The organism is Aeromonas sp. 1HA1, from assembly GCF_029237385.1.
Taxonomy (GTDB): domain Bacteria; phylum Pseudomonadota; class Gammaproteobacteria; order Enterobacterales; family Aeromonadaceae; genus Aeromonas; species Aeromonas popoffii.
Genome location: NZ_JAACGC010000028.1, coordinates 15,187 through 29,554, shown reverse-complemented (window position 1 = coordinate 29,554; position 14,368 = coordinate 15,187). Strand labels below are relative to the sequence as shown.

The window sequence follows — 14,368 nt, the reverse complement described above, 5'->3', positions numbered from 1 at the left end:
GTATATCCAGCTGCTGCTGGTGTTCGTTCACGCTTTGACACAAGGTGGCGTGGGCCTCGGGTGACATGGCCCGCACCAGTGCCAGGGTTAGCTCATTGGCCCGCTTGGCGGACGGGCTCAGGGTGTGGCTGTAGGACACGGTGGACACCCAGGAGTGACGGCACGCAATATCCGAACAGCGGCAATAGAGGTTGGCGACCCCCGCTGTCATGCGGTTGGTCTTGGTAATGCGGCCTGGCTTGCCGCACTCGGTGCAAAGCACACGCATAGTTTCCCTCCGGCACAAATGGCGTGAGGCATCATCGGGTTACGGCTTGGTAACGGGTGACGTCTCGGGAATTTTCCTGGCTGACGGGTGCAGGGTGTGGCTGTATGACAGGGACGACACCCACGAATGACCGCACTCGGGGTCAATGCATTGGCAATAGAGCGTGGCCACGCCTCGGGTGTGTCGATAGGTCTTGGTAATGCGGCCCAGTTCGCCGCACTCGGTGCACATCACGCGCATAGGTTCCCCCGCAGTGGGTTGACGGGTTGGGGCAGGCGCTGCCACAAGGCCGCCCACGCCAAGGCGTCAGGTTGCTCAATGGCTACGCGGTAGTCAGGCAGGTGTATGAAGCGCTGGCAGGCAGACCCCGCCAGCTTGCGGCGTTGCAGCCGCAGGTTGCGCAAGGCGCAGGGGATAGATAAGATGCTCATCAAATCAAGCCCTCGAAAGCTGATTTGGAAACCCCGTTTGGTGTTAGCGCACCGTTAAACGGGGTTTTTCTTTGCCCGTTGCCAAGGGTTTGCAAGAGGGCGAGCCTGCGTGACAGGCGTTGCGCCCGCAGGTCATGGCTGGCCTGTTGTTGGCGGCTGTTGACCTGCTCGACGGTTTCGCGCAGCAACTGCGCCCCCGCCATGTTCAGGGCCGTTTGTTCATCCCATGTCTGGCTCATACCGGACACCCCAGCCCCAGCCAGGACAGCCAGCCGTCACGGATTTCACGGGGGCGGCTCTCGAAAGCCAGTTTCATTCCCTCGTTCCACGCCGGAAGGTAAATCCAGTATTCGGCGGGGGCGCTCGGGTTAAGCGGGTTGCGCATCGGCACCACGGGCACCTTGCCCTTTTCAATCATTCCCCGCACCGCGCCCTTGGTCTTGCCTATCATCTTGGCGAACACCTCAACGGGAACGGCATCGGAGGCATTTATCATGGGTTCGAGCACCAGCGACACGCGCGGGTCTGTCTCGGTCGGCGGTTGGGTTTGGCTTGCTGCTGTCATCTGATATTCTCCCTAGTTGACACACCAATGGGTCATAGTGGGCCATAATGGCTCAGTGTTAATATCATCTACGATGTAGAGTATGTTCTATAAAATAGAGGAGTTATCTTTTATGTCAACCCCCATCAGCGAGAAACTGGCTTTAGTCAGGGAGTCCGAGCGGATGACAAAGAAGGAATTTGCCGAGCTTGTATGCGTCCCATATGGAACTTACGTGTACTACGAAAGCGGAAGAAATGTCCCTTCAACTGAGATAGTCATGAAGATTTTCAAACAACCAAAATTGGAGAAATACGCGCTCTGGTTTTTCACCGATAAGATCGCACCAGAAGCCGGTCAGATTGCACCGGTTCTCGCACACTTTGGGCAGGAAAGCGGGGATTCATCCCGTTCCGACCAGAAAATTGGCTAACCCTGCATGAGGCATTTCTCAGCGAAATAGAAACATCATGTTTGGGTTACATCGGAGGGCTTCACTATGTCGATTAAGAAGCTCGATGATGGTCGTTATGAAGTGGACATGAGGCCGCAGGGGCGCAACGGAAAGCGCATCCGGCGGAAGTTTGACAAGAAGCATGAAGCAACAGCATTCGAACGCTATGTGCAGGCCAATCAACATGATAAGGCTTGGCTGAAAAAGCCAAAGGATGTGAGACGGATTTCAGAGCTGATCCAGTTGTGGTGGGCCTACCATGGACAGCATGAGAAATGGGGTGCGGAAGAGAGGGCGAAAATGGAACGGGTGAGCGATGGTTTGGGCGATGTTTGCGCCTTTCAACTTGAACCGGCTCGCATTGCTGCATATCGCTCACAGCGGCTCATGAAAGGTAACAAGGCCAGCACGATCAATCGTGAGTTAGCCTGTCTAAGCGGCATGTTTTCCGCATTGATAGACTCGGGGCTCTTTTTTGGCGACAACCCTCTAGGGACGTTGCGAAAGCTGAAAGTTTCCGTGACGGCCATGAGTTATTTGACCGCTTCCGAAATCAGGGGGCTGTTAGAGAGGCTGGAAGGGGATAGCCATAAAATCGTGCTGTTCTGTTTGAGTACAGGGGCAAGGTGGAGTGAAGCGGCCCAGTTGCGTGCGGAACATGTGGTTAATCAACGAGCGATATTCGTTGAGACCAAAAATGGTCGCCAGAGGGTGGTGCCGATCTCAATTGAGCTAGAGCAGTTGATTACCAGCTCAGGCAAAGGGCTGGTTTTTCCAAGGGCGGACTATATGGAAATCAGAGCGGCGCTCAAGGAGGCTAAGCCGTTGCTACCAAAGGGGCAGGCTCTGCACATATTGCGGCACACCTACGCCACGCACTTCATGATAAATGGTGGGAACATCATTACGCTCCAGCGTATTCTGGGGCACGCCAATATTCAGCAGACAATGGTCTATGCCCATTTTGCGCCAGACTACCTACAAGATGCGGTGATGCTCAATCCGCTAAGGGGAAAGCTTGAAATGGCGTGACCACATAGCGTCCACACTTTGGCCCATTTGGAGGGGTATTAAGGGGTGGTAGTGCTGTAATTGACTGAGAAATAGAAGGTAATTCAGACTGTATCAATAGCAAAAAGGCACCCGAAGGTGCCTTTTTCACAATCTGAATCGCTTGCCTATCAGGCAGCGGCTTTCAGCTGTACGGCTGCGGCTTTCTTGTGATCGCCAATCGGCAGCACTGTGCGGCCAAATTGCTCGTTGATCACGGTGGCCATGGCCAGGTAGATGGCGCTGGCGCCGCAGATGATGCCTTCGAAACCGGCGATGGTGCCGATCAGGGTGCTGCCGGTGAAGTCACGGGCGGCCAGCAGGAAGAACAGCACTGTCAGGGAGGCAAACACGAACTGCTTCACGCGCGGGTAGTTGACGGTGCCAACCAGCATGAACAGGGTGAACATGCCCCACATCAGCAGATACCAGCCCATGTAGGCAGCGGGAGTGGCTTCGGCCAGACCCATGGTCGGCATCACCAGCAGGAACACCAGGCTCCACCAGAAGGTGCCGTAGGAGATGAAAGCGGTGACACCGAAGGTGTTGCCACGCTTGAACTCCATAATACCGGCAATGATCTGGGCCAGACCGCCATAGCACAGGCCCATGGCCAGGATCATGGCGCTGATGGGGAAGAAACCTGCGTTATGGATGTTCAGCAGAATGGTGGTCATACCGAAACCCATCAGACCCAGAGGGGCAGGGTTGGCCAATTTTTCGCTCACGTGGCGTTCTCCAAAAAAATAGAGGTGGGGGGTTGATAAAAGACGCGCGATTTTAGGCAGGCTCTTGGCCCCGAGCAAGAGGGGGAACCGCAGAAATGGTAAAAAACCACACGAAATTTTACCCCATGAACCATTCGTGCCATTCAGGTAGATAACAGGTGAATGAATAGCGCTGAAAAGGTTTGTTTTTTGTATGAAAAACGCCACTTCTGAAAGTAAGCAACATGGGGCGTGGGCATGTTTGACTGCCGCGCCTTGTCCCTCTTTTTTATTGCCCGAGTGGTATCCGGCTAAAAAACAGCCTCATATGCCATCAGACAAGAATGTGTCACTGCTATATCAAGTTGAGACAGACCTCAGCTTATGTTGGGGGTCTGCCGGTTGGGCAGGGGCTAAGCAGGGATAGCAGGGATAGCAGGGATAGCATGGCTGACAACGGGAGCATCAGGAAATGGGGGCACGGGTAGTCGCACCAGCGCCATCTGCCTGGCGCATAGCAGCGCAATAATAGCGCCGCAATATGGCGATGTGAAAAGACAACCGGCAGGGTGAGCAAAGGGGGGGGGCTTTTGGCCCCCCCTTGCTCAATCATCCAGGGTCAGGACGACCTTGGCTTCCTTGTCCGTTTCCCGCACCTGGCTGTCGAGCACAAACAGCCGCTCCGGCGCGATTCCCTGGGTATCCACCAGATACTCCTTGGTGTTCTGGGCGCGGCGCATGGCGAGGTTGCGCAGGGACTTGGTGGTGATCAGCTGTTGATCCCGCAGCAGGATCTCCGCCTGGGTGCGCAGGGCCGGGCTCGATTTATCCAGTTTCAGCCGATCGGCCAGCGCCCCAAGATCCTCATTGAAGCGCGCCTCATAGGCCTCGGCCAGTGCCGCTTGCAGGACGGGATCCTGCTCCAGCAGGGAGAGGTCGACCGGGGCGCCCGTGATCTTGGCCAGCGCACGTTCCAGCTTCTGGCGCTGCAAGATGGGGCGCTCCTCGTTGAAATTGACCTTGCCGCGAATGTTCATGCTGAGCTTGGGTCTCTCCTTGAGGGCCTGTGCCAGCTTGGCGAGCTTGGTCTGCTGGGTGGGTGTGAGATCCGGCTCACCGGGCAGGAAGAGCAGTTCGTCCAGATCCTCGGTGCCTCCGGCCAGGGAGGCCAGCAGGGAGAAGGGGGAGGTGATGGCCTTGCTGAGCGTGTTGCTCAGCACATCCCAGAAGATGTTGCCCAGGCTGAAATCCGGCTGATCCAGATTGCCCTTCACCTTGAGGTTCATCTGGATGACGCCATTGGCGTCGCTGAGCAGGGCGATGGCCAGCCCCAGCGGCAGATCTTTGGCCTGTTCACTCTTGATCTTCTCCCCCAGTTGCAGTTTTTTGATCGTGATGTCGTTGTTCCCCTCCAGCCGGTTGCCCCGCAGCTTGTAGTTCAGCTTCATGGAGAGCTGCCCCTTGTCGATGGCGTATCCCGCATAGGTGCTTGAGTAGGGGGTGAAGGTGGTGAGCTCCAGGTTGTTAAAGGTGACGGCCACGTCCAGCACAGGTTGTTCGATCAGCAGGTTGGTGCCGCCGCGAATGGTCACGGGGGCATAGCGGTCAACCTTGCCGTTGAAGGCGAGATCCGAACGCTGGCCGGGAATGTTGCTGATATGGCGGCTCTGACCCGTGAGGGAGGCGATGTCCACCACGAACTCCGGGCTCAGGCTGCGATCCGCAAAGCGCAGGTTGCCCTGCTCGGTACGGATCTGATCTATGGTGATGCGGGGAACGGGCCCACTGGCCGGCTTGGTCCCGGCGGCTTGCGGCAGCAGCAGTTGCTGGACGTTGGTCACCCTGTCCTCGTTGATCTCGATGCGGGCAAAGGGCTTTCGCAGCAAGATGTCGCCAATTCTCACCTGCTGGCTGATGCCGTCATAGTGCAGTCCGCTCAATTGCAGGTGCTCTATCTGCAGCAGGCGTTGATTGTCGGCCCGATCCAGCACAGTGAGACGCTCGATGTCGAGCCCACCCGTGACGTCGAGCTGGCTCAGTGTCCCCTTGTCATCGGTGGTGATGGCCAGCTTGGTGCGGCTGGCGAGCAGGCCATCGCGCACGCTGATGCGCAGCAGATCCTGCAGGTAGGGTTGGGCCCACTTGAGGGGCAGTCCCTGCTGCCTGATCTCCCCGTTGAGGGCGAAGGGGGTGAGGGTGAGGGCACCGTCAAACGCCAGCGTACTCTGGGCGTTGAGGGTGGCATTGAGGGTGAGCGGGCTGCGCTGGCCAGCCTGGCTGCTCAGGGGGCCGAGGGTGAGGTTCAGCCCGGAGAGTTCCCGCAATTGCGGCTTGCCGCTGCTCGACTCGGTCAGCTTGAGCTCGCCCTGGCTGATGCGGGTCTCTTTGAGCGACCAGCGCCACGGCTTGCCGCTATCCGCTTGTTTGCCCGCCGGCTGGGCGGCGGACTGCGGGATCAGCAGGGCGGCCAGATCCAGTTGTTGGCTGGCATCCAGGGCGGCCGTGATGGCTGGGGCCTTGAGCGCTATTTGGTCGATCTGGATCGATTGCTTGCCGCCATCCATGGCAATGCCTGCCAGCACCAGCTGCTTGAAGCGGGCAAACTCGGCGCCCTGGCTCTGCTTGAGCTGCCAGTCGTTCAGGGTCAGCTTGCCCTTGGTGAGTTGCCAATCCAGCCCTTGCTTGCCCGGTGTGAGCTGGTAATCCAGCTCGGCACTGGCCTCGCCCTTCACCAGATCGACCTTAAGATAGGGGGCCCAGAGCGGTGCGAAGGGTGAGAGCGCCAGCTTGCCCAGGCTAAGCCTGCCCTTGCCTGCCCCCGTCATGATATCGAACTGACCGCTGGCCTTGAGCGGGCTGTGTTGGTTGAGGCTGGCGCTCAACTGAAACGGGTTGGTGTGGGCGGGCGCCGTGGTGAAATCCGGCAGCTGCAGTTCGAGCCCGCTCAGGGTGAGCGGCGGTACCCAGCCCGGGCTGCTGCTCTTGCGACTGTCCTGATAGCGGATATGCCCCGCGGTAGCGGCCAGCCTGGTTATCTGTATCAGGGGAGGTTCGCCGCCAGCCGGCTCGGGCGTCTGTGCTGGGGTGAGCAAACGGGTCAGGGCGTCGGTCAGGTTGAAGCGGATGGTCCCCTTGTTGTCCGGGAGACGAACAAGCTGCACCGTCGGCCGGGTGAGGGTTGCGTCACTCAGTATGATGGCTTTCTGCCGCCAGCTTTCGCCCAGTGCGGGGATAATCTGCAACTGCTCGAAGGCGATGATGGGTTGCTGTTTTTCATCGAGCAATGCCGAGGGACCGATGGCGAGGGAGGGGTGACGCAGGCCGACGCTTATCTCCCCCAGGGTCAGGTTCAGGCCGTAATGCTTGGCCAGCCAGCCCGGCAGGTGGCGCTGGGTGAGGGTGGGGGCTTGCCATAACAGGATGAGCAGGGAGATGAGCAAGACGGCGCTAAGGTAAAGGACATAGCGCAACAGGCGGGCACGCAGGGGCTTGGGCATGAGGCTCTCCAATTGATGCGTATAGGGTACCAAAATATCAGGAGACGATCGTGGCTCCGATTGATGCCTTGCGCCGTACTTTGTCCAACGGCGTGTCACTCTTTCGCTGCTCTGCAACTGGGCCAGCCAGGCTTCCAGCTGGCTAGCTGTTGGAGTGAAGCTCGCACGGCTGATCCCATTTGTCCGATCGCAGCAGGCGGGCGACTTGCTGCGGATACTCGTTGAGTTCGGCGATGAGATCCTGCGTCAGCCCGCGACAGCTGTTTTCACCCTCCTTGAGCACGAAGGGGATAAGGGTAGCCCCCGACCTGGAACAGGGGGGGCCATGCCGTGGGGCAGAGCAATAACAACCAGTAGCACAGTGTTTCATGGGGGCACCAGGGCGGTGAGATGATCCCAGATTCGGTTAATCTGCGCTGGTTTTCAAGCTGTTAAGGGAATTTGCGCAGCGTTGCTCGGCCGCCTCCAGCTCCGCCATCACCATCTGGATGTCTTCCAGTTGCTGGTGCAGGGATTGGCGCTTGGCGTCGATGAGCTGGATCATGGAGTGAAGCTGGGTTTTGCTCGATCTGTCCGTGTCATACATGTCGAACAGCTCGCGGATCTCCGCCAGGCTGAAGCCGAGTCGTTTGCCGCGCAGGGTCAACTTCAGCCGGATCTTGTCCTTGTGGCTGTAAATGCGGGTCTGGCCCTCCCGGGTCGGGGTGATCAAGCCTTCATCCTCGTAGTAGCGGATGGTGCGCGGCGTGATATCAAATTCGTGGGCCAGCTCGGAGATGCTGAAGGTGATCTCCTTGCCGGGCAGGGGATCAGTCATCATGGTGCGCTCCTGTAGCAACTCGGGTCTGTCGTCGCTTGGACCCCGAGAGGCCGGGCCCGCTTGACGGGGGGTCAGAGATCATGATCTGCTCCTGTTGACAGTGCGGCGCGAAGCCGCATGGCATGGGCGTGCAGGGCCTGGCCGACCCGGGAGCCGTTGGGACGACCGAGTTGCTCGCTCACCCACTGACCGGTGGCGGCCAATTTATCGAGACTCACCCCTGTGCTCATGCCAAGCCCGTGCAACAGGTAGACCACCTCCTCCGAGGCGACGTTGCCGGAGGCCCCCGGCGCATAGGGGCAACCGCCCAGCCCGGCCACCGAGCAGTCGATGGTGCGGATGCCGCGCTCCAGCGCTGGCAGCAGATTGGCCAGCCCCTGGCCATAGGTGTCGTGAAAGTGCACCGCGAGCCGGCCCGCCGGGATCTCGTGCAGCACCGCATCCAGCATGGGCGCGACCGTGCCCGGGGTGCCGACCCCTATGGTGTCGCCCAAAGAGATCTCGTGACAGCCAAGATCCAGCAGCCGCTCGGCCATGGCCGCGACCCGTTTCGGACGGGTCGGGCCGTCGAACGGGCAAGCGATGACGGTGGAAAGATAACCCCGTACCCTGATGCCGAGGTGGCGCGCCTCCTGCACCAGGGGGGCGAAGCGCACCAGAGACTCCTCCACGCCGATGCCGATATTGGCGCGGGTAAAGCCATCGGAGCAGGCGGTGAAGAGGCCAATCTCGTCGACCCGGGCGGCAATGGCCGCCTGCAAGCCCTGCAGGTTGGGCACCAGGGCGCCGTAACGGGTCGCTCCCTTGCGCGGCAGGGCCTTGAAAAGTGCGGCGGAGTCCGCCATCTGCGGCACTTTTTTGGGTGAGACGAAGGCCCCCACCTCGATGCGCTGCAGGCCGCTCTCGGCCAGGCGCGCGATCAGCTCCAGCCGCTGGACGAGCGGCAGGGAACTGGCCTCGTTTTGCAGGCCGTCGCGCGGGCCCATCTCCACCAGGCTCACCTTGTCATCCTGCATTCCGGATTCTCTCTTCATGACCCGCTCTCTTGTTGATCCACGGCATCGGCAAAGCGCACCAGTATGGCCCCCTGACTTACCTGCTCCCCTTGCGTGCATTGCAGGGTCTCGATCACCCCATCCCGGTCGGCTTTCAAGACATGTTCCATCTTCATCGCCTCCAGCACCAGCAGGGGTTGGCCCTTGCTGACGCGCTGGCTGGCCTCGACCAGCAGCGCCACGACTATGCCGTGCATGGGGGCCGTTGCACCCTGTGCGGCGCTGGTGTGCTGATCATGATGAGGCTGATGGTGTTGATCATCGGCGCAGAAGCGGATGCGCTGGTCATCGAGCTGTAACACGAATTCGGTGGCGGTCAGTGCCTGGACGGGGTAGCGCTGCCAGCGCCCAGCGTGTTGCAGGCGGAGATGATCGGTGCCCAGTTCACAGAGGAGTGAGCTCCCCTGCCACGACAGCGTGCCGGCGCGCCCGGACAGGGTCAGCACCCGGGCCTCGTCGCCGATGCGCACCGCCGCCGTCCAGTTTCTGCTGGCCCCCAAGCGAAAGCCGCGGGCCTGCTGCCAGGGAGTGGCATCGGCACTGCGGCTGGCGAGCCAGAGGGTGGCCAGCGGCCAGGCCAGTTCCGGGATGGCTTGCGACTCGGTAGGAATGGGCCACTGGGTATGATGGCGCATGGCCAGTACGTCCGGTTCCTGACACAGGCGCAGCAGCAGCGGTCCGTTGTGCACCAGGGGGCCGAGCGCCAGCGCCGCCAGCGCATCAGCCAGCTTGGCAAACGCTTCGGTTCGGCTCTGGCCGTGGGCGATGAGCTTGGCAATCATGGGGTCGTAATAGGGGCTCACCTCATCCCCGGCGGCGACCCCGGTATCGATGCGCACACCCTTGGGCCAACTGAGCCAGGCGATGGGGCCGCTGGCGGGTAGGAAACCGGCCTCTACATCCTCGGCGTAGAGGCGAGCCTCCACCGCATGGCCGCGCAGCACCACCTTATCCTGGGTGAGCGGCAGCGGCTTGCCTTCGGCCACCGTCAGCTGCCAGGCCACCAGATCCTGACCGGTGACGCACTCGGTGACCGGATGTTCCACCTGCAAGCGGGTGTTCATCTCCATGAAGAAGAACTCATCCCCGCACAGCAGAAACTCGATGGTGCCGGCACCTCGATAGTCGATGGCCCTGGCGGCGGCGACGGCCGCCTCGCCCATGGCGCTGCGCAGGCCAGGCGCTATGTTCGGCGCGGGGGCCTCTTCAATTACCTTCTGGTGGCGGCGCTGCAAGGAGCAGTCCCTGTCCCCCAGGTAGATGGCGTTGCCCAGGCTATCGGCAAACACCTGCACCTCCACGTGGCGGGCGCGGGCCAGATAGCGTTCAAGCAGCACATGATCATCCCCGAAGGCGGCCAGCGCCTCGCGCTTTACCGCCGCCAGCGCCTCGTCGAATTCGTCGATCTGATCGACCCGGCGCATCCCCTTGCCACCGCCACCGCTGGCGGCCTTGATAAGCAGCGGGAAGCCAGTCAGCAAGGCCTGCTCGCGCAGCCACTCGGGGCGTTGATCCACGCCGTGATAGCCGGGCAGCACAGGTACGCCGGCTGCCAGCATCAGCGCCTTGGCACCCGATTTGTCGCCCATGGCGAGGATGGCGCTGCCGCTGGGGCCGATAAAGCGCAGGCCACGTTGTTCACAGGCGGTGGCAAAGTCGCTGTTCTCTGACAGAAAACCGTAGCCCGGGTGGATGGCATCGGCCTTGGCCTGCTGGGCGATGCGCAGCACTTTGGCGGCATCGAGGTAGCTCTCCCGTGCGGGAGCTGCCCCCAGATGCCAGGCTTCGTCGGCTTCCCGCACATGCATGGCGCAGGCGTCAGCGTCCGAGTAGAGGGCGATGGTGTGGATGCCAAGGCGCCGGGCTGTCTTGATGATGCGCACGGCAATTTCGCCTCTATTGGCAATCAGCAGGCGCTGGATGGGGTGATCGTGGGTCATGCTTCATCCTTGAAACGGGGGCGCCAGGCGGGAGGGCGCTTGTCGAAGAAGGCCTGCATGCCCTCCTGGGCTTCGAGCCCGACCCGTACCCGGGCGATAGTCTCGACGGTTTTCTCTTCATGCAGGCGGGTGCCATGGCTCTCGATGGCGGTCAGCAGCCGCTTGGTCTCTTTCATCGCCTCCGGGCCGTTGTGACACAGCCGCAGGGCCAGCGCGCGCCCTTGCGCCAGCAACTGATCCGGCTTGGCCAGCTGGTGCGCCACATTGAGTCGACAGGCGGTGATGGCATCGAAGGGTTCGGCGCTCAGCATGTAGCGGCGCGCCTGGCGCATGCCCATGGCACGCACCACATAGGGGCTGATCACCGCAGGCACCAGTCCCAGACTCACCTCGGAGAGGCAGAAGCGGGCATCCTCGCTTGCCAGTACCAGATCGCAGGCGCAGACAAGGCCCAGTGCGCCGCCATAGGCCGCGCCCTGCACCAGCGCCACTGTGGGGAAGGGCAGCTCGTCCAGGGTGTGCATCAGCCGCGCCAGCACCCGGGCGTCTTCGCGGTTGTGCTCGAAATCGGCGTGGGCCAGGTTACGCATCCAGTTGAGATCGGCGCCAGCGCAAAAGTGCTTGCCCTCTGCCCGCAGCAAGAGAGCATGGGGCCGCTCGGCGTGGCCGTGGCGATGGGCCAGATCGTCGAGGCAATCGAGCAGCCCCAGCATGAGCTCGGCATCGAAGGCGTTGTGGCAGGCGGGGCGCGAGAGCACCAGCTCGGCCAGCGGACCGTGACGCTCCAGGCGAAATCCTTGCTGAGCGCCGCTGAAAAGTGGATCGGACATGTCGAGCTCCTTTACATCCGGAAGATGCCGTATTGTTCCGGGCCTGTCTCGGCCCCCTGACAAGCGGCCAGTGCCAGCGCCAGTACGGTGCGGCTCTGGGCTGGATCGATGACGCCATCATCCCACAGCCGGGCGCTGGCGTAGTAGGGGTGACCCTGCCGTTCATACTGGGCGATCACGGGCGCGCGGATGGCCTCCGCCTCCTGCTCGCTCAACGGCTTGCCCTCGGCGGCCAGCTTGTCGCGGCGCACCTGCACCAGTACGCTGGCGGCCTGTTCCCCCCCCATCACTGAGATGCGGCTGTTGGGCCAGCTGAACAGAAAGTCGGGCTCATAGGCGCGGCCGCACATGCCGTAGTTGCCGGCACCAAAGCTGCCACCGACGATGAGCGTTATCTTGGGTACCCGGCTGCAGGCCACGGCGGTGACCAGCTTGGCGCCATGTTTGGCGATGCCTTCCCGCTCTGCGGTACTGCCCACCATAAAGCCGGTGATGTTTTGCAGGAACAGCAGGGGGATCCCGCGCCTGTTGCAGAGCTGGATAAAGTGGGCGCCTTTCTGGGCGCTGTCGCTGTGCAGCACGCCATTGTTGGCGAGGATCCCCACCTGCATGCCTTCGATCCGGGCGAAGCCGGTGACAAGCGTGGTGCCAAACAGTGCCTTGAATTCGTCAAACTCGGAGCCGTCCACCAGGCGGGCGATGAGCTCGCGGGCGTCGTAAGCGCGCTTGAGGCTGGTCCCCACCAGACCGTAGAGATCTTCTATCGGATAACAGGGGGCTTCATAGGCTGGAGTGGATTGCGTGGTGTGTTCTCCCAAGTTGCTGACCAACGTGCGGGCGATAGCCAGCGCATGGGCATCGTCACGGGCCAGGTGATCCGCCACGCCTGAGTGAGCGCAGTGCACCTCGGCGCCGCCGAGGGCCTCGGCGCTGATCTCCTCGCCCGTCGCTGCTTTGACCAGTGGCGGCCCCGCCAGAAAGATGGTGGCCTGTTCCTTGACCATGATGGATTCGTCAGCCATGGCGGGTACATAGGCACCGCCTGCGGTGCAAAGCCCCATCACCACCGCCAGCTGGGGGATGTTCTGGGCCGACATGCGGGCCTGGTTGTAGAAGATGCGACCGAAGTGTTCCCGGTCGGGAAAAACCTCGTCTTGCATGGGCAGGAAGGCGCCGCCGGAATCCACCAGATAGAGGCAGGGCAGGCGCAGCCGCTCGGCGATGGCCTGGGCCCGCAGGTGTTTTTTCACCGTGAGCGGGTAGTAGGTGCCCCCCTTGACGGTGGCATCGTTCACCACCAGCAGGCAGAGTCTGCCCGCAATCTGGCCCAGCCCCGTGATGATACCGGCGGCGGGCACAGGTTCGTCATAGACCTGCCAGGCGGCCAGCGCCGACAGCTCGAGAAAGGGAGAGCCCGGGTCCAGCAGCTGGTTGATGCGCTCGCGGGGCAGCAGCTTGCCACGGGCTTGATGGCGGGCGTTGTTGGCCTCGCCGCCGCCTTGGGCAATCTCGTCGAGACGGGCATTGAGATCCTCGACCAGTGCCTGCATGGCCGAGCGGCCCTCGGCAAACTCGGGACTCGCCGTGTCGAGGCGGGAGCGGATACGACTCATGCGTTCTCTCCCATCAGCTCGCGGCCGATAAGCCAGCGGCGAATTTCCGAGGTGCCTGCGCCTATCTCGTAGAGCTTGGCGTCCCGCAGCAGGCGACCCGTGGGGTATTCGTTGATGTAGCCGTTGCCCCCCAGCAGCTGGATGGCATCGAGCGCCATCTGGGTGGCGTTTTCTGCGGCAAACAGGATGGCGGCGGCGCAATCCTTGCGGCTGGTGCGGCCCAGATCGCAGGCGCTCGCCACCGAATAGACCAGCGCCCGGCTGCTGGCGAGGCGGGTGTACATGTCGGCGAGCTTGCCTTGTACCAGCTGGAACTCGCCGATGGCCTGGCCGAACTGCTTGCGCTCGCGCACATAGGGCAGCACCACGTCCATGCAGGCCTGCATGATGCCAAGGGGGCCCGCCGCCAGCACCACCCGCTCGTAATCGAGCCCGCTCATCAGCACCTTGACCCCGCCGTGCAGGGGGCCGAGCAGGTTCTGTTGCGGGATGCGGCAGTGGTCAAATACCAGCTCGCAGGTGCTGGAGCCGCGCATGCCGAGCTTGTCGAGCTTCTGGGCCGTGGTAAAACCGGGCGTGCCCGCCTCTACGATAAAAGCCGATATTCCCTTGGGCCCGGCCTGGGCATCCGTCTTGGCATAGATGACGAAGGTATCGGCATCCGGGCCATTGGTGATCCACATTTTGTTGCCGTTCAGGACGAAATGCTCCCCCTCGCGCGCGGCGGTCAGGCGCATGCTGACCACGTCGGAGCCGGCTTCCGGCTCACTCATGGCGAGGGCCCCCACGTGCTGGCCACTGACGAGGGAGGGCAGATAGCGCGCCTTTTGATCAGGGGTACCGTGGCGGTGGATCTGGTTGATGCAGAGGTTGGAGTGGGCGCCGTAGGAGAGGCCGACCGAGGCGCTGGCGCGGCTCACCTGCTCCATCACCAGCACGTGGGCCAGATAGCCGAGGCTCACGCCGTCATACTCCTCCGCCACCGTGATACCGTGCAGCCCGAGCTCGCCCATTTGGGGCCAGAGATCGCGCGGGAAGGCGTTGCTGTGATCGATCTCGGCGGCGCGCGGCGCTATCACTTTCTGGCAGAAGGCCTCGACCTGCTCGGTCAGGGCGCAAAGGGTCTCATCCATCACTACGTGCATCCTTGCTCTCCTTT

The 14,368-nt window shown here is 61.8% G+C and carries 14 protein-coding genes and 2 pseudogenes; 2 read left to right on the top strand and 14 right to left on the bottom strand.

Annotated features, from left to right (window positions below):
* Nucleotides 1-55: 55 nt before the first annotated feature.
* From GWQ22_RS10815 to GWQ22_RS10795, 5 genes and pseudogenes are all read right to left on the bottom strand, one after another.
* Nucleotides 56-268, bottom strand: a pseudogene (locus GWQ22_RS10815) (ogr/Delta-like zinc finger family protein); the annotation flags it as partial.
* A gap of 75 nt (nt 269-343) precedes the next feature.
* Nucleotides 344-508, bottom strand: a pseudogene (locus GWQ22_RS10810) (ogr/Delta-like zinc finger family protein); the annotation flags it as partial.
* On the bottom strand, nt 499-699 hold the full coding sequence (locus GWQ22_RS10805) for a hypothetical protein (protein ID WP_275930299.1): 201 nt from the start codon (nt 697-699) through the stop codon (nt 499-501). The pseudogene GWQ22_RS10810 and the gene GWQ22_RS10805, both read right to left, overlap by 10 nt.
* Nucleotides 699-938 carry a hypothetical protein gene (locus tag GWQ22_RS10800; RefSeq protein WP_275930298.1) on the bottom strand — a complete coding sequence of 80 codons (240 nt, stop codon included), beginning with the start codon at nt 936-938 and terminating at the stop codon, nt 699-701. The genes GWQ22_RS10805 and GWQ22_RS10800 overlap by 1 nt, the downstream gene beginning before the upstream one ends.
* Nucleotides 935-1,264 carry a Cox family DNA-binding protein gene (locus GWQ22_RS10795; protein ID WP_241325099.1) on the bottom strand — a complete coding sequence of 110 codons (330 nt, stop codon included), beginning with the start codon at nt 1,262-1,264 and terminating at the stop codon, nt 935-937. Before GWQ22_RS10795 ends, GWQ22_RS10800 begins: the two co-directional genes overlap by 4 nt.
* A 112-nt stretch (nt 1,265-1,376) precedes the next feature.
* On the opposite strand from GWQ22_RS10795, the gene GWQ22_RS10790 reads away from it, so the two are divergent.
* Nucleotides 1,377-1,676, top strand: a complete 300-nt coding sequence (locus tag GWQ22_RS10790) for a helix-turn-helix transcriptional regulator (RefSeq protein ID WP_275930297.1) — start codon at nt 1,377-1,379, stop codon at nt 1,674-1,676.
* Between the two features lie 66 nt (nt 1,677-1,742).
* The gene (locus tag GWQ22_RS10785) at nt 1,743-2,729 is read left to right on the top strand and encodes a tyrosine-type recombinase/integrase (RefSeq protein ID WP_275930296.1); all 987 of its coding nucleotides are present in this window, start codon (nt 1,743-1,745) and stop codon (nt 2,727-2,729) included.
* A 149-nt stretch (nt 2,730-2,878) separates the two neighbouring features.
* Here GWQ22_RS10785 and GWQ22_RS10780 read toward each other — a convergent pair whose 3' ends face one another.
* The 9 genes from GWQ22_RS10780 to GWQ22_RS10740 form a co-directional block, all read right to left on the bottom strand.
* Nucleotides 2,879-3,475: a GPR1/FUN34/YaaH family transporter gene (locus GWQ22_RS10780; RefSeq protein WP_042037427.1), complete on the bottom strand. Its 597-nt coding sequence runs from the start codon at nt 3,473-3,475 to the stop codon at nt 2,879-2,881.
* A gap of 584 nt (nt 3,476-4,059) precedes the next feature.
* On the bottom strand, nt 4,060-6,951 hold the full coding sequence (locus GWQ22_RS10775; protein ID WP_275930295.1) for a DUF748 domain-containing protein: 2,892 nt from the start codon (nt 6,949-6,951) through the stop codon (nt 4,060-4,062).
* 142 nt (nt 6,952-7,093) lie between these two features.
* Complete coding sequence (locus tag GWQ22_RS10770; RefSeq protein ID WP_275930294.1) at nt 7,094-7,321, bottom strand: hypothetical protein; 228 nt, start codon at nt 7,319-7,321, stop codon at nt 7,094-7,096.
* Between the two features lie 36 nt (nt 7,322-7,357).
* Complete coding sequence (locus GWQ22_RS10765) at nt 7,358-7,768, bottom strand: MerR family DNA-binding transcriptional regulator (protein WP_275930317.1); 411 nt, start codon at nt 7,766-7,768, stop codon at nt 7,358-7,360.
* A gap of 74 nt (nt 7,769-7,842) precedes the next feature.
* The gene (locus GWQ22_RS10760) at nt 7,843-8,787 is read right to left on the bottom strand and encodes a hydroxymethylglutaryl-CoA lyase (protein ID WP_212513514.1); all 945 of its coding nucleotides are present in this window, start codon (nt 8,785-8,787) and stop codon (nt 7,843-7,845) included.
* A 14-nt stretch (nt 8,788-8,801) separates the two neighbouring features.
* Entirely contained in the window at nt 8,802-10,766 is a 1,965-nt protein-coding gene (locus GWQ22_RS10755) for a biotin carboxylase N-terminal domain-containing protein (RefSeq protein WP_275930293.1), read from the bottom strand.
* Entirely contained in the window at nt 10,763-11,596 is an 834-nt protein-coding gene (locus tag GWQ22_RS10750; protein ID WP_212513508.1) for an enoyl-CoA hydratase-related protein, read from the bottom strand. The genes GWQ22_RS10755 and GWQ22_RS10750 overlap by 4 nt, the downstream gene beginning before the upstream one ends.
* A gap of 11 nt (nt 11,597-11,607) precedes the next feature.
* Nucleotides 11,608-13,209, bottom strand: a complete 1,602-nt coding sequence (locus tag GWQ22_RS10745) for a carboxyl transferase domain-containing protein (protein ID WP_275930292.1) — start codon at nt 13,207-13,209, stop codon at nt 11,608-11,610.
* On the bottom strand, nt 13,206-14,354 hold the full coding sequence (locus tag GWQ22_RS10740; RefSeq protein ID WP_275930291.1) for an isovaleryl-CoA dehydrogenase: 1,149 nt from the start codon (nt 14,352-14,354) through the stop codon (nt 13,206-13,208). The genes GWQ22_RS10745 and GWQ22_RS10740 overlap by 4 nt, the downstream gene beginning before the upstream one ends.
* Nucleotides 14,355-14,368: the final 14 nt, after the last annotated feature.

What these genes read in the sequence shown, in the direction of transcription:
- GWQ22_RS10775 (WP_275930295.1), bottom strand. Translation starts at nt 6,951, where the DNA reads ATGCCCAAGCCCCTGCGTGCCCGCCTGTTGCGCTATGTCCTTTACCTT.
- GWQ22_RS10800 (WP_275930298.1), bottom strand. Translation starts at nt 938, where the DNA reads ATGAGCCAGACATGGGATGAACAAACGGCCCTGAACATGGCGGGGGCG.
- GWQ22_RS10740 (WP_275930291.1), bottom strand. Translation starts at nt 14,354, where the DNA reads ATGCACGTAGTGATGGATGAGACCCTTTGCGCCCTGACCGAGCAGGTC.
- GWQ22_RS10755 (WP_275930293.1), bottom strand. Translation starts at nt 10,766, where the DNA reads ATGACCCACGATCACCCCATCCAGCGCCTGCTGATTGCCAATAGAGGC.
- GWQ22_RS10760 (WP_212513514.1), bottom strand. Translation starts at nt 8,787, where the DNA reads ATGCAGGATGACAAGGTGAGCCTGGTGGAGATGGGCCCGCGCGACGGC.
- GWQ22_RS10785 (WP_275930296.1), top strand. Translation starts at nt 1,743, where the DNA reads ATGTCGATTAAGAAGCTCGATGATGGTCGTTATGAAGTGGACATGAGG.
- GWQ22_RS10745 (WP_275930292.1), bottom strand. Translation starts at nt 13,209, where the DNA reads ATGAGTCGTATCCGCTCCCGCCTCGACACGGCGAGTCCCGAGTTTGCC.
- GWQ22_RS10750 (WP_212513508.1), bottom strand. Translation starts at nt 11,596, where the DNA reads ATGTCCGATCCACTTTTCAGCGGCGCTCAGCAAGGATTTCGCCTGGAG.
- GWQ22_RS10770 (WP_275930294.1), bottom strand. Translation starts at nt 7,321, where the DNA reads ATGAAACACTGTGCTACTGGTTGTTATTGCTCTGCCCCACGGCATGGC.
- GWQ22_RS10790 (WP_275930297.1), top strand. Translation starts at nt 1,377, where the DNA reads ATGTCAACCCCCATCAGCGAGAAACTGGCTTTAGTCAGGGAGTCCGAG.
- GWQ22_RS10795 (WP_241325099.1), bottom strand. Translation starts at nt 1,264, where the DNA reads ATGACAGCAGCAAGCCAAACCCAACCGCCGACCGAGACAGACCCGCGC.
- GWQ22_RS10805 (WP_275930299.1), bottom strand. Translation starts at nt 699, where the DNA reads ATGAGCATCTTATCTATCCCCTGCGCCTTGCGCAACCTGCGGCTGCAA.
- GWQ22_RS10765 (WP_275930317.1), bottom strand. Translation starts at nt 7,768, where the DNA reads ATGACTGATCCCCTGCCCGGCAAGGAGATCACCTTCAGCATCTCCGAG.